This is a genomic window from Marinobacter sp. Arc7-DN-1, assembly GCF_003441595.1.
Taxonomy (GTDB): domain Bacteria; phylum Pseudomonadota; class Gammaproteobacteria; order Pseudomonadales; family Oleiphilaceae; genus Marinobacter; species Marinobacter metalliresistant.
Window position 1 is genome coordinate 3,822,956 of sequence record NZ_CP031848.1, and the last position, 20,006, is coordinate 3,842,961.

General features: G+C 57.3%; 24 protein-coding genes and 2 pseudogenes. 12 read left to right on the forward strand and 14 right to left on the reverse strand.

The annotated features are described in order from the left end of the window. Position 1: 1 nt before the first annotated feature. Positions 2 to 841 carry a zinc-dependent peptidase gene (locus tag D0851_RS17965; protein WP_117619855.1) on the reverse strand — a complete coding sequence of 280 codons (840 nt, stop codon included), beginning with the start codon at positions 839 to 841 and terminating at the stop codon, positions 2 to 4. 200 nt (positions 842 to 1,041) lie between these two features. Between D0851_RS17965 and D0851_RS17970 the strand changes: the two genes are divergently transcribed. After that, a complete protein-coding gene (locus tag D0851_RS17970) occupies positions 1,042 to 2,103 on the forward strand; it encodes a GGDEF domain-containing protein (RefSeq protein WP_117619856.1) in 1,062 nt (353 codons plus the stop codon). Positions 2,104 to 2,195: 92 nt separating this feature from the next. After that, complete coding sequence (locus tag D0851_RS17975; protein ID WP_319922340.1) at positions 2,196 to 2,606, forward strand: MaoC family dehydratase; 411 nt, start codon at positions 2,196 to 2,198, stop codon at positions 2,604 to 2,606. A gap of 13 nt (positions 2,607 to 2,619) precedes the next feature. On the opposite strand, the gene D0851_RS17980 is transcribed toward D0851_RS17975, so the two are convergent. Beyond that, entirely contained in the window at positions 2,620 to 3,474 is an 855-nt protein-coding gene (locus D0851_RS17980; RefSeq protein WP_117619858.1) for a PA4780 family RIO1-like protein kinase, read from the reverse strand. Between the two features lie 106 nt (positions 3,475 to 3,580). On the opposite strand from D0851_RS17980, the gene D0851_RS17985 reads away from it, so the two are divergent. Continuing rightward, positions 3,581 to 3,787 (forward strand): hypothetical protein, encoded by a 207-nt coding sequence (locus D0851_RS17985; protein WP_117619859.1) that lies wholly within the window; start codon positions 3,581 to 3,583, stop codon positions 3,785 to 3,787. Between the two features lie 110 nt (positions 3,788 to 3,897). Here D0851_RS17985 and D0851_RS17995 read toward each other — a convergent pair whose 3' ends face one another. The 6 genes and pseudogenes from D0851_RS17995 to D0851_RS20255 all read right to left on the reverse strand — a co-directional run bounded on the left by D0851_RS17995 (position 3,898) and on the right by D0851_RS20255 (position 8,209). Then, positions 3,898 to 4,317, reverse strand: a complete 420-nt coding sequence (locus D0851_RS17995) for a universal stress protein (protein ID WP_117619860.1) — start codon at positions 4,315 to 4,317, stop codon at positions 3,898 to 3,900. A 186-nt stretch (positions 4,318 to 4,503) separates the two neighbouring features. Beyond that, positions 4,504 to 4,710: a cold-shock protein gene (locus tag D0851_RS18000; RefSeq protein ID WP_008176018.1), complete on the reverse strand. Its 207-nt coding sequence runs from the start codon at positions 4,708 to 4,710 to the stop codon at positions 4,504 to 4,506. A 205-nt stretch (positions 4,711 to 4,915) separates the two neighbouring features. Beyond that, positions 4,916 to 6,211: an EAL domain-containing protein gene (locus tag D0851_RS20880; protein WP_264756491.1), complete on the reverse strand. Its 1,296-nt coding sequence runs from the start codon at positions 6,209 to 6,211 to the stop codon at positions 4,916 to 4,918. Positions 6,212 to 6,325: 114 nt separating this feature from the next. Continuing rightward, positions 6,326 to 7,345 (reverse strand): annotated as a pseudogene (locus D0851_RS20885) (DUF1631 family protein); the annotation flags it as partial. Between the two features lie 328 nt (positions 7,346 to 7,673). Beyond that, positions 7,674 to 7,913, reverse strand: a pseudogene (locus D0851_RS20680) (DUF1631 family protein); the annotation flags it as partial. A 143-nt stretch (positions 7,914 to 8,056) separates the two neighbouring features. Further along, positions 8,057 to 8,209 (reverse strand): hypothetical protein, encoded by a 153-nt coding sequence (locus D0851_RS20255; protein ID WP_162893772.1) that lies wholly within the window; start codon positions 8,207 to 8,209, stop codon positions 8,057 to 8,059. Positions 8,210 to 8,281: 72 nt separating this feature from the next. Between D0851_RS20255 and D0851_RS18010 the strand changes: the two genes are divergently transcribed. Continuing rightward, a complete protein-coding gene (locus D0851_RS18010; protein ID WP_117619861.1) occupies positions 8,282 to 9,136 on the forward strand; it encodes a crotonase/enoyl-CoA hydratase family protein in 855 nt (284 codons plus the stop codon). Continuing rightward, a complete protein-coding gene (locus tag D0851_RS18015; RefSeq protein WP_205422235.1) occupies positions 9,137 to 9,757 on the forward strand; it encodes a CPBP family intramembrane glutamic endopeptidase in 621 nt (206 codons plus the stop codon). It abuts the gene before it with no gap. Between the two features lie 136 nt (positions 9,758 to 9,893). On the opposite strand, the gene D0851_RS18020 is transcribed toward D0851_RS18015, so the two are convergent. Then, entirely contained in the window at positions 9,894 to 10,772 is an 879-nt protein-coding gene (locus tag D0851_RS18020; protein WP_117619862.1) for a LysR family transcriptional regulator ArgP, read from the reverse strand. A gap of 88 nt (positions 10,773 to 10,860) precedes the next feature. Here D0851_RS18020 and D0851_RS18025 point away from each other — a divergent pair, with 88 nt between their 5' ends. Further along, positions 10,861 to 11,469, forward strand: a complete 609-nt coding sequence (locus D0851_RS18025; protein ID WP_117619863.1) for a LysE/ArgO family amino acid transporter — start codon at positions 10,861 to 10,863, stop codon at positions 11,467 to 11,469. A 43-nt stretch (positions 11,470 to 11,512) separates the two neighbouring features. Here D0851_RS18025 and D0851_RS18030 read toward each other — a convergent pair whose 3' ends face one another. Continuing rightward, positions 11,513 to 11,833 (reverse strand): C40 family peptidase, encoded by a 321-nt coding sequence (locus D0851_RS18030; RefSeq protein ID WP_227539347.1) that lies wholly within the window; start codon positions 11,831 to 11,833, stop codon positions 11,513 to 11,515. A gap of 153 nt (positions 11,834 to 11,986) precedes the next feature. Here D0851_RS18030 and D0851_RS18035 point away from each other — a divergent pair, with 153 nt between their 5' ends. Further along, a complete protein-coding gene (locus D0851_RS18035; protein ID WP_117619864.1) occupies positions 11,987 to 13,015 on the forward strand; it encodes an Acg family FMN-binding oxidoreductase in 1,029 nt (342 codons plus the stop codon). A gap of 25 nt (positions 13,016 to 13,040) precedes the next feature. On the opposite strand, the gene D0851_RS18040 is transcribed toward D0851_RS18035, so the two are convergent. The 3 genes from D0851_RS18040 to D0851_RS18050 all read right to left on the reverse strand — a co-directional run bounded on the left by D0851_RS18040 (position 13,041) and on the right by D0851_RS18050 (position 14,796). Further along, complete coding sequence (locus D0851_RS18040) at positions 13,041 to 13,421, reverse strand: ribbon-helix-helix domain-containing protein (protein WP_117619865.1); 381 nt, start codon at positions 13,419 to 13,421, stop codon at positions 13,041 to 13,043. Between the two features lie 50 nt (positions 13,422 to 13,471). Next, a complete protein-coding gene (locus D0851_RS18045; protein ID WP_117619866.1) occupies positions 13,472 to 14,041 on the reverse strand; it encodes a DJ-1/PfpI family protein in 570 nt (189 codons plus the stop codon). Between the two features lie 77 nt (positions 14,042 to 14,118). Beyond that, the gene (locus D0851_RS18050; protein WP_117619867.1) at positions 14,119 to 14,796 is read right to left on the reverse strand and encodes an SOS response-associated peptidase; all 678 of its coding nucleotides are present in this window, start codon (positions 14,794 to 14,796) and stop codon (positions 14,119 to 14,121) included. Between the two features lie 58 nt (positions 14,797 to 14,854). Here D0851_RS18050 and arfB point away from each other — a divergent pair, with 58 nt between their 5' ends. Beyond that, positions 14,855 to 15,268, forward strand: a complete 414-nt coding sequence (arfB, locus tag D0851_RS18055; RefSeq protein ID WP_117619868.1) for an alternative ribosome rescue aminoacyl-tRNA hydrolase ArfB — start codon at positions 14,855 to 14,857, stop codon at positions 15,266 to 15,268. Here arfB and D0851_RS18060 read toward each other — a convergent pair. Further along, positions 15,259 to 16,335, reverse strand: coding sequence for an alpha/beta hydrolase (locus D0851_RS18060; protein ID WP_117619869.1), 1,077 nt, complete (start codon positions 16,333 to 16,335; stop codon positions 15,259 to 15,261). The genes arfB and D0851_RS18060 overlap by 10 nt on opposite strands. Positions 16,336 to 16,604: 269 nt before the next feature. On the opposite strand from D0851_RS18060, the gene D0851_RS18065 reads away from it, so the two are divergent. From D0851_RS18065 to D0851_RS18080, 4 genes are all read left to right on the forward strand, one after another. Further along, on the forward strand, positions 16,605 to 16,931 hold the full coding sequence (locus tag D0851_RS18065; RefSeq protein WP_264756453.1) for a DUF2007 domain-containing protein: 327 nt from the start codon (positions 16,605 to 16,607) through the stop codon (positions 16,929 to 16,931). Positions 16,932 to 16,997: 66 nt separating this feature from the next. Next, on the forward strand, positions 16,998 to 17,690 hold the full coding sequence (locus tag D0851_RS18070; protein WP_117619871.1) for an SDR family oxidoreductase: 693 nt from the start codon (positions 16,998 to 17,000) through the stop codon (positions 17,688 to 17,690). 124 nt (positions 17,691 to 17,814) lie between these two features. Continuing rightward, positions 17,815 to 18,357, forward strand: coding sequence for an RNA 2',3'-cyclic phosphodiesterase (thpR, locus tag D0851_RS18075; protein ID WP_117619872.1), 543 nt, complete (start codon positions 17,815 to 17,817; stop codon positions 18,355 to 18,357). Between the two features lie 72 nt (positions 18,358 to 18,429). Then, positions 18,430 to 19,998 carry a bifunctional GNAT family N-acetyltransferase/carbon-nitrogen hydrolase family protein gene (locus D0851_RS18080; RefSeq protein WP_117619873.1) on the forward strand — a complete coding sequence of 523 codons (1,569 nt, stop codon included), beginning with the start codon at positions 18,430 to 18,432 and terminating at the stop codon, positions 19,996 to 19,998. Positions 19,999 to 20,006 lie beyond the last annotated feature (8 nt).

The window sequence follows — 20,006 nt, forward strand, 5'->3', positions numbered from 1 at the left end:
CTCAAGGCTCGACAGATGCCTCAGGAAGGTTCATCGGATCCAGCCGGTAATACCCCAGCAGGGCCTTGTACACTTCCGGTTGCTCTTTCTTCAGGTGGTCCGGCTGCTGGAAAAAAGCTTCGGTCAGCACCGCGAAGAACTCGGCCGGTTCGGTTGCGCCGTAAGGATCGAGCCAGGGCTTGTGATGATGGCCCAGGGAATGCCTGAGATCCTGGTAGGCTTCGGTCATTGTATGCTGCCAGTGCCTGGCTTGCTCGCCGCTCAGGGGTGGTGCGCCATCGGCGGTGCCGTCCAGATAATCCAGCTGGTGGGCGAATTCGTGGAGGATGACGTTGTGGCTGCTGTGCAGGTTGCCGGCAGCTTGTTCGCATTCCTTCCAGGCCAGCACGACCTGGCCCCGGCTCGACGCTTCGCCCGCCCGGATTTCGTTGCTTTCGCTGACCACCATGCCATCGCTTTCGATATTTCGCACATGGTAGGCGTCCGGGTAAACCAGAATGCTGCGGACCTCATCGAAATCCGAGTAGGAGCGGGCGAGTATCAGCAGGCAGGCGTGGCCGGCGATGGTCAGTTTCACCGTGTCATCCACTTCGAAACCATCGCAGCCATAGAATTCCTTCTCGGCAAGAAAGAGCTGTACCCGCTGTTCCAGCGCTTGCTTGAGGTGCCCGGGAAGTTTTCGGTAGAGCGGAACCTGGGATTTCAGATGCCGGCGCCAGATTTTCGGAAACGGTTCCTTAAGCTCCCACTCTCTTCGCCATGTTCGGTAAAAGAACAGGAAGAAAACCGCGGCCGCTATCAGGGCTACTGCGAAGATTGCGAATATGAGTGCTGTTGACATGCTGCTTCCAGCGACCGTTTGAATGAGCGAGCTGGTATCTTACCGAAAAATTGCAACTGCCAGCAGGTCCGCTCCGTGCTTCATGGTGTTTTTTCAGCCTGGCAATACGACGAAATAATTTTCCGTTGTTTACATTTCCATTACGCAAGGCTTCGGGTTTCAGGGTAATCTTGTGTCACATTCAAGGAATTCTGCAGTTTATGGAAAGCTTCAATACCACAGCGACCTATGAGCCGGCACGAGAGCGCCGGCCGCAGTTCTGGCGCCTGGCCATGCGATGTGCCCAGATTGCAGGTACGGTCGATGTTATCTTTTTCTTTCTTTTTCATGCCCTGGGGTCGCCGATTCTTGCGTGGGTGAATGTGGTCAGCGTGGCCATGTATGCGGGCGCCTATTACGCGCTCAAATACCACAGGAATAAAATCGCAGTGGTATTGATCTGGGCGGAAGTGCTGATACATGCGGCGCTCGGCATCATCCTGATCGGTTGGGAGAGCGGTTTTCATTATTACCTGCTGATGTTCATACCGGCGATCTGCGTTTCAGCATCACGAAGGTGGGCCGTTTATGCATTGCTGGGGCTCTGGGGTTACTACATCGCGCTGGATGTATTGATGTGGTTTATCGAACCGTTACAGCCTATCAACCAGACTGCCTTGCATATCGTCCATCTGTTCAATCTGAGTGTGGTCTTTGCCATGTTCAGCTATCTTTCCTCCTATTATCTGAGGATGGTGGTGTCTGCCCAGCGCAAACTCCGGGAGATGGCGACAACGGATTCACTGACCGGGCTCTCCAACCGCCGCCACATGAGTTACCTGGCTGAAAAAGCGCTGGCCCGGTTCCAGCGCAGTGGCCATCCGGTGGGTTTCCTTTTGTTGGATGTGGATCACTTCAAGTCCATCAATGATGCCTACGGCCATGAAGCCGGTGACAGGGTGCTGGTCTGCGTTGCCGATGTCATCCGAAAGGAGTTGCGGGCACAGGATCTGATCGGGCGATGGGGCGGTGAGGAGTTCCTTGCCATTCTTCCGGATACCGATACCGCAAAGGCCCAGGCGAGCGCGGAACGGGTGCGCAACGCCTTCCTGGCCAGGGATTGGCGGGCGATCACCGGAGGGGATCTGGAGGTTACGATCAGCATCGGAGTGAGCGAGCTTCGGGCCGGTGACGACCTCAGTAGCGCTGTCAGCCGGGCCGATATGGCACTTTACCGGAGCAAGGCCAGCGGCCGGAACCGGGTTGAGCTTGAGGCCGTTTGAATGACCGCCAGGAGTGAAAGCGAGGATTTGAAGGCATGTCGCACATCCGGAAAAAATCGATCAGTGGCCTGATATCAGGTGACACTTTCACTGTGACACGCACCTTTACCGAGGAAGACACCCGGGTTTTTGGTGACATCAGCCGCGACCACAATCCGGTTCATTACGATGACCGTTTTGCGGAATCGAAGAATCTCAAGGCTAAAATCTGCCACGGCCTGCTTGTCGGCGGCATGATCACAGAAGTGGGTGGGCAAATCGGGTGGCTGGCGTCCGGGATGAATTTCCGTTTCCGGAGGCCCGTCTATTTTGGTGACACCATCACCTGCGTATTCACCCTTACTGAAGTGGATGAACGGAACCGTGCCCGGGCCGAGGCGGTGCTGTCTAACCAGTATGGCGAAACGGTGATCGAAGCCTGGTTGACGGGCGTGTTGCCCGGGCCTGGGGAGCAGGCGGTTATGTCAGCGATGATTCGCGAGCAGGAATCGGTATCCCGCTAATAACCAGTTGCTCTCAGTCTTCCTCGGCATCCTTCATACGTTCCTGTCGCTCCCATTCCTCTTCCTTGGCGGCGTCGATAATCTCCATCAGTTCATCGACATCGACAGCTGTGTCATCATGCTGGAAGCAGCCGGTGAGCTTACTGTCCGGGTGAAGGTCCCCGCATTCATAGAGCGCCCAGATCTCCTTGCCATAGTCGGTGGTCAGCAGTTCCGGTGCGAAGCGGCCGAAATACCGGCGCATATTGTCGACGTCGCGCTCAAGCATCCGTTCAGCATTGTTGTTGCCAGAGGCATTTACTGCCTGGGGCAGATCAATGATGACCGGTCCGTCGGGATCGACCAGAGCGTTGAACTCAGACAGATCACCATGAACAAGCCCGGCGCTCAGCATTCGGACCACCTCCCCGATAACCTGGCCGTGAAAGTCCCGGGCCTGCTCGGGAGAAAGGGTAACGTCGCCCAGCCGTGGTGCGGCCTTGCCATCTTTGTCGGCTACCAGCTCCATCAGCAGCACCCCGTCTACAAAGCCCAGTGGCTCTGGAACCCGGACGCCGGCGGCAGCCAGGCGGTAAAGGGCATCGACCTCGGCATTGAGCCAGGCATCTTCCTGCTCTTTCTGGCCATATTTCGTCTTTTTGCTCATGGCCCGGGCCCGCCGGCTGTTCCGAACCTTTCGGCCTTCCTGGTATTCCACTGCCTGCCTGAAGCTTCGCTTTGAGGCTTCCTTGAATACCTTGGCGCAGCGTATCTGGTCGCCGCAACGCACTACATACACCTGAGCTTCCTTGCCGCTCATGAGCTGGTAAAGGACTTCGTCCACCATGCCATCATCAACAAGGGGTTGTAATCTTTTCGGTACTTTCATAAAACCTTTCAGACTGACAGTGAGCGTGCCGACCGTGTTCGTTGATGTGGGGCAAGGCCGGGTATGAGCAGGGCAGGGAAAATGGCCGCTACGGAGCATAGCTTACATGAAAATCTTTCTGTTAATCCGGTTGATTTTGGTTGTTGCCGTTGTGGCGGTGTTGTGGCTCTGGCGCCAGGCTGACCACAACGCTGATCGTTCTGCCATGGCGCGGTTGGCGGCGTTTCAGGCCGCCAACGCGCGTGGAAGCGGGAAATTTCTTTGGCACGGAGGCGTATTTTCCGTTTTTTGTTGCCAGGGTCAGCAGCGTTGAATTTCTTCGCGATCATGGCTCACCTGAGACAGGGCAGCATCCCGGTAAAAATGGGTGAGAAGATTGAAGCCGGTGACCCTCTGGGCGAGATGGGCAACTCCGGGAACAGCTCAGCGCACCACGAAAACCGAAATGTCACTGTGCCTGACGATGTTGGCACCATTGGAATGGAGAACGTGAAGCCTGTCTCCAATGCCAGGTGCATGTGAGGCCATTACGACCAGGTCGGCACCGGTTTCTTGAATGGCTTCGAGCAGCTTGTCATCCAGCTCAATAGCCGTATCGGCGGACTCCATGACGATGCTGTCGGTATTAATGCCGTGCAATCTTCCCTGTTCCTCAGCGAAGACGCTGAGTTTCTCCGCCAGTTCCTTCGGGTTATGGGCTGCAGCCGAGGGCGTGCTGTTGGTCACCGTCACGTAGCAGAGGGTTGCCTTGTAGTGTTTGGCGATATCGATGGAGGTGTTGAGTGCCTTTACCATTTTATCGGTATGGGCGAGGTCGACCGGAACGAGGATTTTACTGTACATGAGAGTTTTCCTTTTCCGTTTGAGGTTTCAAAGCCACTGATCCTTCACTTTAGACTGGCACCAGACACAGGTGAATGTCAAAAACCCGCAACTAAAGGCCGGGCAAACGAAAAAAGGCAGCCGGAGCTGCCTTTTTCATTACGTGTCGTCTGTTATTCACAGATCAACTCTTTATAGAGCGACTCTTTACAGAGCGACTACGTTTTCCGCCTGGGGACCTTTCTGGCCCTGGGTAACGGTGAACTCGACCTGCTGGCCTTCAGCCAGAGTCTTGAAACCGCCGCCCTGAATAGCGCTGTAGTGAACAAAAACGTCCGGGCCGCTTTCGCGAGTGATAAAGCCAAAACCTTTTGCTTCGTTGAAAAACTTAACGTTACCGGTAACTGTAGACATAATATACTTTCCTGAATTCAATCTTTTAATGTGCCGTCAGAACATCTTTGTGATGCCTGATCAGCGGTATGCGGAAACAAAAAACTGGCGTGATCAAAAACAGGACGTGCTACTTGTTACAACTCAGAGCGGTCTTATTGATGAAATGCTTTGCTAAATCTTTCCAACGAGGCCCACTGTACTCTTACTGCCGGGAAATGCAAAGCTATTTCTTGTAGGCATAAACCGGGGTGTCGGATTTTCCGGTACCGAGGCTATCCAGCCTGCGCGGCTTGGCAATGGCGAAGCCCTGAGCATAGTCCACCTGAATTTCTTTCAGGGTGTCCATGATTTCCATATCCTCGACGTATTCGGCAATCGTCTGCAGGTCCAGGAAATGACACAGTTCATTGATCGAGCGCACCATGGCGTAGTTTGTCAGGTTTGTAGCCATGTCCCGGACGAAAATGCCATCGATCTTCACGAAATCCACAGGAAGCTTCTGAAGGTAAGCATAAGAGGACAATCCGGTACCGAAGTCATCCAGGGCAAACCGGCAACTGAGGCGCTTCATCTCCCGCATGAAGTCGGAGGCAAAGTGCAGGTTGGCAACGGCTGAGGTTTCGGTCACCTCGAAGCAGAGTTTGTGGGCAAGCTCAGGGTTTGCCCTGAGGTTTGACTCGAGGCCGAGCATGAAGCTGTCATCACTCAACGACGAGCCTGACAGGTTTACGTTCAGGGTAGCGATATCGTCCAGGGTCTCCGGATTGCTGCGCATCCAGGCCATAACCTCTGAAACGACCCACAAGTCGACCCGTGTACTGCGGTGGAACTGTTCCGCTGCCTCGATGTACCCCTGAGGTGAAATCTCCTTGCCGGAGCTGTCCCGGAGCCCCAGCAAGAGCTCGTACATTTTTCCTTCGCCGGTTTCCGGGCCCAGCGGAACAATGGGCTGGGCACGAAGATAAAGACTGCCATCACGGATAGTCCGGTCAATTTCAGTCACCCATTGCGGAGTGCCAATCTGTGATGGGTCACGGGTTTCTCTGGCCAGTTCGATCCGGTTACCGCCCTGCTTCTTGGCAGCCTTGAGAGAGAGGCTCGCCTGGTTGAGGAGATCCCCGGGCGAATTTGCAGCGCCTGTTACTGGCCGGATACTGATGCTCACCGTCGCCTGATATTCCTCCGGACCATGCTGGAAAACCTGCTGCTCGAAGTTTCGCCGGATGGGTTCTGCGAAGTCCAGACAGTCTTCTGTACTGATGTCATTGATCAGCACGGCGAACTCATTGCCACTTATCCGGCCAACATGTGACTCAGGGAATCGGGACTGGCACTCATCCCGAAGTTTGCCGGCGACGTGTCGCAACAGGGTATCGCCGGCCTCTGAGCCATAGGAGGCGTTGATGACACTGAACTCGTCAATATCCAGAACGATCAGGGCCCCACTACCGTCCTTGGTAAAGGATGGAGGCGTGTTGATCAGCCGCGATACCTGTTTCTCAAAATCATGACGATGCATGCAGCCGGTCAGTGCATCATGGGTGGCCTGAAAATTCAGCTTCCGATAGACGTCTTCAACAATGCTGAAAAGGCTTTGATCAAGGAACGGGATGTCGCCGCCCTCAACCAGCCAGGCTTCCCCCCCGGCAAGTTTCTGAACAAACTCCGGGAACCCGTAACTGACTTCAGTCATGCCTTTGGGCGAGAGGAAGACAAATCTGAGTGAGTCCTCTCCTCCCCACACGAGGCGCATTCGGCGTGTCTCGCCGCTGTCGAGCCAGATTTCGACCCAGTCGCCAACCGAAATACCCTTCGCCCTTGAGACCCATCGACTGTCTTCGAGCTCCGGGGGTATGGTCACGGGCGCCTCATCCGCCTCGCCGTATTCCTCCACCCAGAGGGTATCTGCCTCCACCTGGCCCTGAAGAGTTCCGGATAACTCGTCTATGACCGGGCGGATTCGGGAGACGTCACCGGCCATTTTAAGCTCGCGTTCAATGAACTGCAGCATGACGCTGCTCTCAAGCTCTCTCTCAAACGCCAGCTCACCGGAAGTGCCGGCAGGAGACAGCCACGCGTGCAGTTGTGCCACCACGTCAAACAGTTCTTCGCAGTGGCGGCTTTCCGGCCCTTCCCGAAGAATTGTGAGAACAATCAGCTGTTCCCAGCCGGCCTGAAGAAGACGGATCAGAATCTTCGGAACCTGTTTCCCGCCCAGGAGCGCGTTCAGTCGTTGCCGGGCATCCTTACGTGTCCTGCGCAGGTGCTCCTTCCCCTCCAGGGTTTTGGCCAGTCGTTCCGAGTTCCGGATAAATGACTGATCCTGGCGCTCTACAAGTCGCCTGAGTCACTGGCCAAGACTTTCCAGCAGGTCGGGATTCGATGACTCGATCTGTGTGAGTTCTTTGACGATATCGGCAACCGTCGCTTCAAGTTTCTTGCTTGACGCCCTTTCGGCAAGACAGATATGCATCAGGTTGTTGATGATGTCCCGGGCCGGATGGTCGTCTGCATTCAGGAAATCCGGTGTTTCTATGAGTGTTTCGAACACCGGTAACCGCAGTTGTTGCAGTTGATGGCGAAGCGAACCCGAAAGCTCTTCGTGAGTCTTCAGCGGTGCAAACAAACGGTCGACCAGATTGGCCTTCTCCACGGCCGTGCGATCCAGCGAGCTCGGATGTCGGGTTGTCCTCCAGCGCCATCAACTGGAACAGGGAGCGTCCGGCTGATGGCGTCTCCGTTGCTGTTCGCTCAGGTATGTCGGTTTCCGGATGATGGCCGGGTGTGTCCTCGTTGTTTTCCGCCGTCAAACCTGTGTCATTTGAAGCGTATTCCCTCAGCGACCAGTTTGCCGGCAATTCGGTGAGGTCGAGAGCTTCCAGCCCCGCCCGCCGGAAGTCATTGATCATGGACCGGACTGCGGCGGGCCAGACCCTGGCGAGTGCGCTCTCCCAGGCCCGGTAAATGGTGACGCGGTGCTCCCGCGCGATGCCCAGATGATCGACCATATATTGCAGGCAGGCGCACAGCGCCCTGGGCGTCAACGGGTTATTGTCATCGTTGACGTCCTGCCGGAAGATCTGGTTCAGAAACAGGTTAAGCAGGAAGGTCGCGCCGGTGTTTGCCTTGCTGACACCGGTAGCAACAGCCTGCAAATCGAGCCAGTCTTCGAATTCATGCTGTTGCAGCAGATGAAGCTCTTTTGTGTTGGCCCGGGTCATTGACCGCCTTCCTGAGCAGTGAAAGTTGAATCGGTTTTCAGTCTAGCCCTTGGGGCAGTGTAATTTGATCTTCACCAAACGCAAAGTGAATCCACAAAAGCGACACACCTAAAGCCGGAAAGCGCCCTGAATCCACGACCGCATTATAGACTCTTGCTGACTCTCAGCATCAGATCCTTGCCGAGGGTATAGCTTGCAAAGTCCCTGGCGAGATACAGGTTTCCCTGGTAGAGGCCGGTCACATTGCGTGATCTGGTGGGTGTTCCGGCGGAGGTTCCGGGGAAGGAGAATTCCATACCAGGCCTTTTCGGGTTAACTTGTGGTTTTTATGCTCGCCATAATACGAAATTTACATAAGGAGTGCTGTCTTGTCTGAGTTGTCCAGTTACGAGAGTTTTTCGATCGAGGTTAAAGACTTCATTGGCCATGTCCAGTTCAGCCGCCCCGAGGCCCTGAACACCATGAACAAGGCGTTCTGGCTTGAGTTACCCCGCTGCATGCAGGAGATCGAAGCCAACACAGACGCCCGTGTGATCGTCATCTCCTCCACCGGCAAGCACTTCTCCGCCGGCATGGATCTGGGTGTGTTCAGCGACCCCAAAGCCGTACCCATGAATGGCGACCCCGGCCGGATGGCGGAAAACCTGCGCAGGGTGGTGCTGCAGCTGCAGGACACCCTGACTTCCCTGGAGAAAATACGTCTTCCCGTGCTGGCGGCCATCCACGGTGGCTGTATTGGCGGTGCCCTTGATCTGGTTTGTGCCGCTGACAGCCGGTACTGCACGGAAGATGCCTACTTCACCATCAAGGAAACCGGGCTGGGCATGACAGCCGATGTCGGCACTCTCCAGCGCCTGCCAAAACTGATGCCGGAAGGCGTGGTTCGCGAACTGGCCTACACCGGGCGCAGGTTTTCCGCCAGTGAGGCGCGGAATCTGGGCTTCGTGAATTCCGTCTACGCCGACCAGGAAACCATGCTCACGGCAGTTTTGGATATTGCCGGGCAGATCGCCGCCAATTCACCCCTGGCTGTCACCGGCTGCAAGGAAATGCTCAACTACAGCCGTGACCACAGCGTGGAAGACAGCCTGAAGTACATGGCCACCTGGCAGGCGGGCATGTTCCGGCCGACGGATATGAAGAAATCCTTCCAGGCCAAGGTCCAGAAGAAGGCGCCGCAGTACGACGCCCTGTTTCCGGTGAAGCCATTGTTCGAGCAGTAAATGGCACTGGGAAAACGGCGCAAATCCAGTATTTCCTCCAATGCCGCCCTGTTATTCCAGGGTGGTATCGGTGTGCTGGGGTTGATTGCCATTCTGGTTTTCGGGATTCCGGTGCTGCTCCTTGGTCCGGGCCTGTGGCCGAGCATTTTCTACGGGGCTTTCGGCGCGGCCGGTACCTATGCCGTGTTGCTACTGCTTACGCGGGTGCCAGGGCTGTTTCCGGAGAACCTCGAACGCCAGATGCAGGGGTTGTATGAGTTTGCATCCCGCTATTCCCCGGCTGTGCTGATTCTGCTGTCCCTGCTGGCCGGTATTGGCGAGGAGCTGCTGTTCCGGGGCGCAATCCAGGGCTGGCTGATGGCGCACACCGGTGCAGTGACCTCGGTTCTGGCGGCATCGGTGTTATTCGGGCTGGCGCACTATATATCGTTCACCTATTTTCTGGTTGCAACCGGCCTGGGGCTGATACTGGGTGCGGCCTATGTGTTTTCCGAGAGTCTGACACTGGTGATGGTCTGGCACGCCGTCTACGACATGATTGCCCTGTTTTGCCTGCTCCGGTTTCCGCGCTGGTTTGGCGTTACCATCGTGGACCCCGGCCGGAACTGCCATCACGAGTGATCGACATCCTCCCCACCAGCACTTTCAAAGCTGGCCCGCATCCGTTTGGTCAGCACAATCCGTTTTCGCAGCATGCCGATCTGTCGGGCGATTAATCCGTGGTCTTCTTCGGTGTCCATTTGCCTGAGTTGGCGGATCAGCGCGAGTCGAAAGTTCCAGCCGTTTGCAGGGCCTTTGTCAGGCGGTCTATTACGCCGCCGCCGTGGCGCCAGAAGTGCCAGTATAGCTGCACTTCCAGGGTTTGTTCCGGGGCGATGCTCACCAGTCGCCCCGCATCAATTTCCGGGCGCGCCTGCATCTCCGGAATCATCCCGTAGCCCGTGCCGGCCAGTGCCAGTTTTACAAAACCTTCCGAGGAAGGGCAAAGGTGATGGGGAAAGGTACCGTGATACCCGCACTGGGCCAGGAACCTGTGTTGCAGTTGGTCGTTAGGTCCGAAGACGATTGCCGGGGCATTCTTCAGGCTGGTTTCGGTCAGGCCTTTCCCAAAATACCGCTGAACATAGTCCGGGGTTGCCAGTGGCATGTAAGTCATGGTGCCGATCGGTACACAGCGGGCGCCGGCAACCGGTTGAGGGCTACTACAGACGCAGGCAGCCACATCACCTTCGCGCATCCGGCGCAGGCCAATGTCCTGGTCCTCGACCACCAGATCCAGCAGCAGGGCTTCATCGGCGCAGAAATTGCCCACGGCAGCTGCCCACCAGGTTGCCAGGCTGTCTGCATTCAGTGCAATGCGCAGCCGCGCAGCGGGTTCGGAGAGTGCCGGGATGGATTTTGTGAGGTCTCTTTCCAGGAGCTGCACCTGCTGAACATGGTTAAGCAGGCGTTGTCCGGCCGGGGTGGCCTTGAGCACCGGGCTGCGCACCAAGACCGGTTGCCCGAGCCGGATCTCCAGGGTGCGGATCCGTTGGGAGATAGCGGACTGGCTCAGCCCGAGAGCCAGGCCGGCTCGCTCGAATCCTCCACATTCAATAACCGTCGCCAGCGCTTCCAAAAGCTTGTAATCAATCATAAGTAAAACTGATGCAGCATTATGAGTATGAATTTCCAGTATAGAGGTAAACCGGTAACCTTGCGCTATCGATAGAGGAGAAACCAACGTGTTCGAGAGTTACCTGACTGGATTGATTGTCTGCGGCGGCATTATCGTTGCCATCGGAGCGCAGAACGCCTATCTGCTGAGCCAGGCAATCCGCAGGGAGCACCATTGGTGGTCGGCGGGGCTGTGCATGGTGGCCGATGTCACCCTGTTCACCCTGGGTATGTTCGGCATCAGTGCGGCGTTGATGGCAATGCCAGAGGCGTTGGAAATCCTGCGCTGGCTGGGGGTGGCGTTCCTTGGCTGGCTGGCCATCCAGGCATTTGCCCGTGCCGGCCGGGGCAGGGTAGCCCTTGAGGCCGGGGAGGTAACAAAGAGCAGTCTGAAAGCCGTAGTGTTTACCACGCTGGCAGTCACCCTACTGAATCCCCAGGTGTATCTCGACACCTTGCTGCTAATCCCGGCAGTGGGTGCCCAGCAGGAGGATGCCACCACCTTTGTGGCCGGCGCCAGCAGTGCCTCCATCCTCTGGTTCGGTCTGCTGGCCTGGAGCGGGTCGGCGCTGGCGCCAGTGCTTTCACGTCCCGTAGCCTGGCGGATTATCGATGGCGTTATTGGCTTGATGATGGCCAGTATCGCGCTGCATCTTGCAGTTGGTGGTGCGCTGTAGGATTGGAATTTTCCGAAGCGAATCCCGGAAAGGGCCGTCTGGATTAGTCGAAACGCCGTGCCTGAGTGAGTCGGCCCTTCCAGTAGTAGCCGCTGATCGAGGATTGGGTAACACCGACCGAGGTGGAGGCGTGGATAAATCGGTCCCCACCCATGTAGATGCCGGCGTGCTGTTCCTTGCCGCCGATACGGAAAAACACCACATCACCGGGTTTGATCTCGCCGGGATGAACCACATCACCGCTCGCCAGCATCTGTGAGGTGGTTCGGGGCAGTTGTTTGCCAAGGCCTTCCTGATAGGCCGTGAGAATGAACCCGGAGCAATCGAAGCCGTCGGAAGAGGTACCGCCATACTCATAGGGCACTCCCTTCCCACTGTATTATTCGAACGCGAATATGTCAGGTTACGGTTCGTGTGATTTTGTTGATACGGCGTGTGGAATTCCCCGCCAATCCCTGGCTATCTTTTTCGGGCAGGCCGGAATAGTCTGGGTTCAGACCAACGAGGAGAGTCGCCTATGAGCGAAGGACGCCGCACGGATTCAATATCGCAGGATACCCTTGCAACCATTCTGGAAAGCGCCGTTCTGGCCCCTTCCAGTCACAACACCCAGCCCTGGCGTTTTGAAATCAGCGGGAACGGTGTATCACTGTTCGCGGACCGGCTGCGGGCGTTGCCGGTGAATGATCCGGATGACAGGGAGCTCACCATCAGTTGTGGTTGTGCACTGTTAAATCTCCGGGTTGCCGCTGCTCACGCCGGGTTTACCGCAAATTGCGCACTTCTGCCGGATCCGGAAGATGAGGATCTGCTCGCCACGGTTTCGTTTGAGCCCTTTTCTCAAACAGTTGGTATAGAAGATCGGGAAACTGCGCTGTTCCGGGCGATCACCAGGCGCCGCACCTACCGCAAGCGTTTCGAGCCAAAACAGGTGCCATCCGGTGTGCTGGATACACTGACCGAAGCGGCACAGGCCGAAGGGGCCTGGTTCCAGGTTCTGGAATCTGAGTCGGCCCGCCACCAGGTGGCTGAACTGGTTGCCGAAGGTGATGCTGCCCAGTGGTCCAATCCCAGCTGGCGGCGGGAACTGGCAGCCTGGATGCATCCCCGCCGCAAAGGCGATGGCCTGACAGTACCGGGCATGGTTGCCCCCGTGGCACAGCTGGTCGTGCGCACCTTCGATATGGGTAACGGTGTCGGTGCCAAAGACCGGCAGCTGGCGGATGAATCCCCGGTTATTGCAGCGCTGGGAACTTCTGGAGACGGCGACGAAGACTGGCTGAAAGCGGGGCAGGCACTGGAGCGGGTGCTACTCACCTCCTTAGGCCAGGGGCTGCAGGCCTCCTACCTGAATCAGCCGATTCAGGTGGCGGTACTTCGCCCGAAAATTCAGCATCTTCTGGGCAGCTCAGGATTCCCCCAGATCCTGCTAAGAATTGGTTATCCGGCGACCGATCTGCCAGCTGCTCCGAGACGCAATCTGCAGGAAGTTGTTGAAACCTCGGATTCCCGAGATACCAAAGCAAAACAGTATGGCCAGAGTTAGCGCCCAGGGAACCGGTGGTCGCGGTTCAGTGTGTGGATTTGTTGACCACATCCGGAACAACGGGTTCGTTACGTTTCGCGTTTAGAATGCGGTCTGCATCGAGGGAGGCTATAGGCACCCGGGTATCCCTCGGAACGTCGCCACTTAACTGGAGCTCCAGATACCGAAGGGCGCATACCCGCAGGAACGAAGTGAAGTTGCCGAGGTCGTGGCCCGCATCAATGGACTCGTGGTAAAGGCGCGTGATCATCTGGGGCAGGTTCATGCCGTCCCTTTCGGCCAGCTCTGCCAGTACATGCCAGAAGGCGTTCTCCATGCGCACGCTGGTAACCATGCCGTCGATACGCAGGGAGTGAGTCTTGCTGACCCATAGCTCCGGATCGGCATTGATAAAGAGCTTGCACATGGCGGTCTCCCTGGGGTTAACGAGGGGCTGGCATGCCGGCCCCCGCGTCATTATTTATCCAGCAACTTTAAGAACTGCGCCAGCCAGGCCGGATGGGCGGGCCAGGCAGGTGCTGTTACCAGATTAGCATCGGTTACGGCCTGATCAACCTCGATCCCGGCAAAGCTGCCCCCGGCCAGCTCCACTTCCGGCTGACAGGCCGGATAGGCAGAGCATTTGCGGCCCTCAAGCACTCCCGCTGCCGCAAGCAACTGGGCACCGTGGCAGATTGCCGCCACCGGCTTGTCGGTGTCGAAGAAGTGGCGAACAAGATTCAGCACGTCCCTGTTCAGGCGCAGGTATTCCGGAGCACGGCCACCGGGAATCACCAGGGCATCGTAATCCGCTGGGTCCAGGCCCTCGAAATCCGCATTCAGGGCAAACCGGTGTCCGGGTTTTTCGGTGTAGGTCTGGTCTCCTTCGAAGTCATGGATGGCGGTGGCGACAGTGTCACCCGCTTTTTTGTCCGGGCAGATGGCGTGAACCGTATGGCCAACGGCCTGAAGTGCCTGGAACGGCACCATGGTCTCGTAGTCTTCGGTGAAATCACCGGTGATCATCAGAATCTTCTTCCCGCTCATGGCTGTCTCCTTGTGATTGTCATGCCAGGTCCGAAAACAGTAGCAGTGGTAATGGCGGAGCGGGTATTAACGGACTACTACAGTTTTCGCACCTCGTGAATCAGGTCCGGGGTGTTGTGCTTTGGGTTATTGACTGCGGCAGAGACGGTCACCGCTTTCAATTGGTCGGCTGCCAGGCGATGGGTAACTGTTCGCACCTGCTTCCGGTCCGTGATTTCCGGGTTCAGCCAGTCCCTCAGGCAGGTCGGGTCAAGAACCACCGGCTGGCGGTCATGGATGTGCTTCAGGTGTTCGCTGGCTGGCTCTGTGATAATGGCGCAGGCCGTGGTTTCGTCTCCCTCTCTGGGTGTCCATAGCCCGGCAAAGAAAATCGCGGGGTAACTTTGAGAATCTGCCGGCGTCACGTAGTGAGGCTCTTTGCCGTACTCTGTTTGTGTCCACTCGTACCAGCCATTGGCCGGAATCAGACATCGGTGGTGGGCGAACGCCTCCCGGAAGTATTTTGAGGTGGCCACACTTTCCGCCCTGGCATTAATCGGAGAGGGCGCCTTGTCGCCGGCCCACACCGGGCGGAACCCCCAATGGGAGTGTGCCATGATCAGCGTGCCGTTCATGCTCATCCGGATCATGGGAATGCCAATGCCGGGGGTGATGTTGTAGCTGGGGTCAAAATGGCCATTCACCTCCATGCCCTCCGGAAAATACTCGAGGATCAGGGTGTCGGGTGGCGTATAAAAGGTGAATCGTCCGCACATGATGGTTGATTACCGTGTTTTCGAAGCCCGGGTGTCGGGGATTTGTTAACCTTAGCAGATGCTGAAACTATCCAATGCTGTTGAACTTGCTGACTGGGAAATCGAAATAACCCAGATTCGTGCCCAGGGTGCCGGTGGCCAGAACGTGAATAAAGTGGCTTCCGCAGTGCACCTGCGCTTTGATATTCCGCACTCCACCTTGCCGCCTTTTTACAAGGAACGGCTGATGTCGCTTAATGACCAGCGAATCAGCAAGGAAGGTGTACTGATTATCAAGGCGCAATCCTTTCGTACCCTGGAATTGAATAAGGAGGACGCCCTTGAGCGTCTCAAGGAACTGATCCAGCAAGCGGTGAAACCCCAAAAGGCCCGGCGGCCAACCAGACCGACTCGCTCCTCCCAGCGCAAGCGCGTCGACAAGAAAACCAAGAAGGGCAAAACCAAGGCGCTTCGCGGAAAAGTTCAGGTTTGACCTTCCGGGTGCATCCTGCTGCCTGATTCAACCTGCTCCAGAAATGACTTGATGTCCTGAAACGCCTCTTCCGCCTCGGGAAGCAGAGGCACGAAGATCTGCCATACGTGCACCATCCCGGGCCAGGTGTGCAGGGTTACTGGTGAGCCTGCAGCCTGTGCCTTGGAAGCGTAACGTCGGGCGTTATCCAGCAGCATTTCAGTATCACTGGCCTGAATCAGGGTTGGTGGCAGATCTCTCAGGTCGCCCCGCAGTGGTGAGGCCACAGGGCTGGCCGGAGAGACCCGAAACGCGGCCAGGGTGGCCCACCAGATCACCGGCAGGGGGATTTTCGATAATCCGCCAAACGCCGGCCCCAGCAAGGGATCGGTCTCGATGTTGTTGCGATTGCTCGGTGCCGTCAGGGTCAGGTCGGTTGAGGGCGAGAAGGTAATCGCGGCATCCGCCTGCCTTAGCCCGTTATCCCGTATCCAGGCGATCAGCCCCAGGGTGTGGCTGCCGCCGGCGGAGTCCCCGGCCACTACCATGAAACCGGCAGATTCGGGGCTCTCCGGACCATGTTTCAGAAGCCAGGTGTAGGCCTCCCGGCAGTCCCGGACACCATCCATGAAGCGGTTTTCCGGCATCAGCCGGTAGTCCAGGGCAAACACCGCCGCTCGGGTTATCTGTGACAACCGGTCGGTAATCGCCCGGTGGCTTCGGGGACTGCCGGCGGCCCAGGCTCCGCCATGGATGTACAGAATCCGGCGGCGGGTATCGCAGCCCGGGGCAATGACCCACTCACCGCGGGGAGACTCGCAGTGGCGGAATTCGGACGCCAACTCCAGCCCCTGACTGAGTTCGTCCATGTGTTTGCGCAGGGCCATCAGCCGGGCCTTGCCGCGAAGGCCCTTCGATGATTGCCCCAGTTCGCGAATGCGCCCCAGAACCTCCCGGTTTGCATCGCTGGGCTTGCCATCCCGGACCGGGTAGTCGTCCTGGTCCAGGTGAGACAGATCCTCAAGGCGGAACAGCAGCAGTGTTGCGGCAACAATAAACACAATGATGGCAAGAATAATCCAGAGCATGGTCAGTCCCTCGCAGCCTGTCGGACTTAAGGCTGATCTACTGTGCCGGTGGGAAAGCGGCTCAAATTTCCCGGATTTTTCGTTACATAGAACCACTATGCGCCTCAAAATCCAAAAAATTTGCGCTCGCTTTCCCACCTTGCTCGTGACGATCACTTAAGTCCGACAGGCTGCTGGTTATTGGCCTCGCCAGAGGGGGCGAACTATGCTTGAGATAATACTCGCAGATTTGTCCCGGTTCTGCCCGGAACGGTCACAGAAGGAGTCGTGTGTTGCAAATTGCCTATCGGGCGCGAGACATTACCGAAGCCCACATTGTGGCTGGCCTGCTGGAAGCCAACGGCATTGAGGCCTTTGTGGGCGGCCACTATCTCCAGGGTGCCATGGGCGAGATCGGCGCCGCCGGTTTCAGCAACGTTCACGTTGACGACGACGATTTGTACCAGGCACGTCAGTTGGTGGCCGAGTATGAGGCCAGCGCTGGCGGAAGTTCCTGTCAGGTTACTGATGACGATTATGACCGCCCCGATCACTACGCCCGCTGGTTCCTGCTGGCCCTGGCCATTGTCGGCCTGCTGCTGTTTCAAATCTACTGAATGATCGGGCTGGCGCCTGCCGGCGTAGCCCCTCTCAAACTGTTCAAACGACAGGAGAAGAAAGCTATGGCAGATCAACCTGTAATGCTGATTACCGGCGCCTCATCGGGCATTGGTGCAGAAACGGCCCGTGCAGTGGCGAAACAGGGGTATCGCCTGGTATTGGCGGCCCGCTCCGAAGACAAACTGAAAGGTCTGCAGCAGGAGCTTGGTGGCGAAGCACAAGTGCTAACGGTGCAATGCGACGTGCAGAATGGCGACGACCAGAAGAATATGGTCGATCACGCCCTTAAGACTTTCGGCCGCATTGATGCCGTCTTCGCCAACGCCGGCCGTGGCGGCGAACCCGGAGGATTCAGCCGGGCTGATCCGGAGGTGTGGAAGGATATGATCCTGACCAATATCTACGGGGTCGGCCTGACCCTTCAGCACTGCCTGCCGGCGCTGCGGGAAAGCAAGGGGCACCTGCTTCTGACCGGCTCTGCAGCCGGTCGTGTTACGATCCCCGGTTCCATGTACAGTGCCACCAAGTGGGCGGTTTCCGCTATCGGCTACGGCGTTCGTGAAGAGCTTCGTGGCTCTGGCATCCGTGTCACGCTCATTGAGCCTGGCATGGTGGATACGCCATTCTTCGACGAGCCGCCGGCTCACGCCCTGAAGCCGGAGGACATTGCCAACGCAGTGATGTACGCCGTGGCGCAACCGGCCCATGTTGATGTGAACGAGATTCTGGTCAGGCCAACGCCCCTGGGTGAGTAAATTCAGACGCTGGGTAAAACGGAGGTTAATATGAGTCAATCGGGACGGGTTGCCCTGATTACCGGCCAGAACTTTGTGGCAGACGGCGTTGTGGTGCGCAGGCTGATCTATGAGGAGTGAAGCCATGCCCCGGCTTTTCTTCGGGCTGGAGGTCCCCGCTGCCATCAGGCAGCGGTTGCTGGAGGTAAAGGCACCGGTCTCAAATGCCAAATGGCAAAGTTCTGAGCAATTGCACATCACCTTGCTGTTCCTGGGGCGCACGGAAGAGCAAAACGTTGCGGCTGTGCGCGCCGCGGCTCGCGATATTCCGGTGGCAGCTTTTGAGCTGGATGTCGTCGGTCTTGGCTGCTTCGGTCAACCTCGCAGCCCGCGAAACCTCTGGGTGGGGGTGCAGCCCGCGGCCCCCGTCGCCGGGCTGCATGATGCGCTCAAAGGCCGAATGGAGAGCCTTGGATTCACAGCGGAGAGCCGGGCATTTCGTCCCCACATCACGCTGGCTAGGTTTAAACGGCCGCCCGGGTCTGTCGGGAACTTGCTGGCGCAGCATGGTGAATCGGTTTTCGGGCAGTTTCCGGTTAACCAGTTCGCGCTGTTTGAAAGCAAACAGGGCTCGGCCGGTTCCATGTACAGCGTGGTCGAACGCTTTCCCCTTCAGGGCTCCGATTAACCGATTTCCCTTGACGAAATCCCGTTAGGCCACCAAAGATGAGGGCAAATCAACGCCTTTTTCGAGGTGTCTATGTGCCCGCCATTTTCCGACCCGGATCAGCGCCTGTACGTCCGCAATGCCACGCTGGCGGATATTCCGGGCATCATTGAGCTCAGTCACCGTGTCTACGAAGGCACCGGTATGTATGGTTACACCAAGGGGCCGCTGACCGGTCAGATCAACACCTTCCCGGACGGCCAGTTCGTTGCCATGCTGGGTGACACCGTGGTGGGTTACTGCGCCACGTTCCGTATTGCCGAAGAAGTGGCGCTGGCGCCTCATGACTGGACCTCCATAACCGGCAATGGTTACGCCTCACGGCATGATCCCGAGGGTGATTGGCTGTACGGCATGGAGGTGTGTGTTGACCCGGAGTGTCGGGGATATCGCATCGGCGAGCGGCTGTACAACGAGCGCAAGCAACTGTGCCAGGCCTTGAACCTGCAGGGTGTGGTATTTGCCGGGCGCCTGCCAAGCCTGCGCCAGCGCCTGAAAAAGTTCGGCAGTGTTGAGGCCTACGTCGAGGCCATCAAGGGTAAGGAGCAGAAGGACCCGGTGCTGTCCTTTCAGCTCCATCAGGGCTTCGAAGTGCACGACATCATTCCCCATTATCTGGACGCCGATCACGATTCCATGGGCTACGGCATTCATCTGGTCTGGCGCAACCCGAAAGTACCGCGGATCGAAAACAGCGAGCGGCGCAAACGCTATGGCCACCGAATGCGGGATACAGTGCGTATTGGCACGGTTCAGTATCAGCAACGGCCGGTGGGATCATTTGACGAATTCAGCGAGATTGTCCGTTATTTCGTCGATGTTGTATCCACCTACAAGGGCGATTTTGTGGTGTTTCCGGAACTGTTTACTCTCCAGTTGCTATCGATTGAGGCCCGCAAGGGCAGCCCGGCGGAAACCTTCGCGGCGGTCACCCATTACGCAGAGCGCTACCGGGAACTGATGCGGGACCTGGCCCTGCGATACAACATCAACATTGTGGCCGGCTCCACTCCGGTGCGTGAGGAAGACGGCACCATTCGGAACATGGCCCATGTGTTCCTCAGGGATGGCCAGGTTTTTACCCAGCCCAAGATTCACCCGACCCCGAACGAGGCCTTCTGGTGGAACGTGCAGGGTGGCAACCGGGTCAGCGCCATCGAGACCGACTGCGGCACCATCGGAGTTCTGATCTGTTATGACGCGGAGTTTCCGGAACTGACCCGCCATCTGGTGGATCAGGGCGTTCATATCATCTTTGTGCCCTTCTGTACCGACGAACGCCAGAGCTACCTGAGGGTGCGTTACTGCTGTCAGGCCAGGGCGGTGGAAAACCAGGTGTACGTGGTGATGTCCGGTAACGTTGGCAACCTGCCCAAGGTGCCGAATATGGAAATCCAGTATGGCCAGAGCTGTATTCTTACCCCCTGTGATTTTCCGTTTGCCCGGGACGGTATCGCCGCAGACACGGAACCCAATGTTGAAACAGTGGCCTTCGCCGATCTCCGGCCGGAGGTGCTGATCACGGCCCGAAACAGTGGAACCGTGAAAAATCTTCAGGATCGTCGTCACGACCTCTACAGCGTGACCTGGCGTGGTGAGTAGACCGAGTA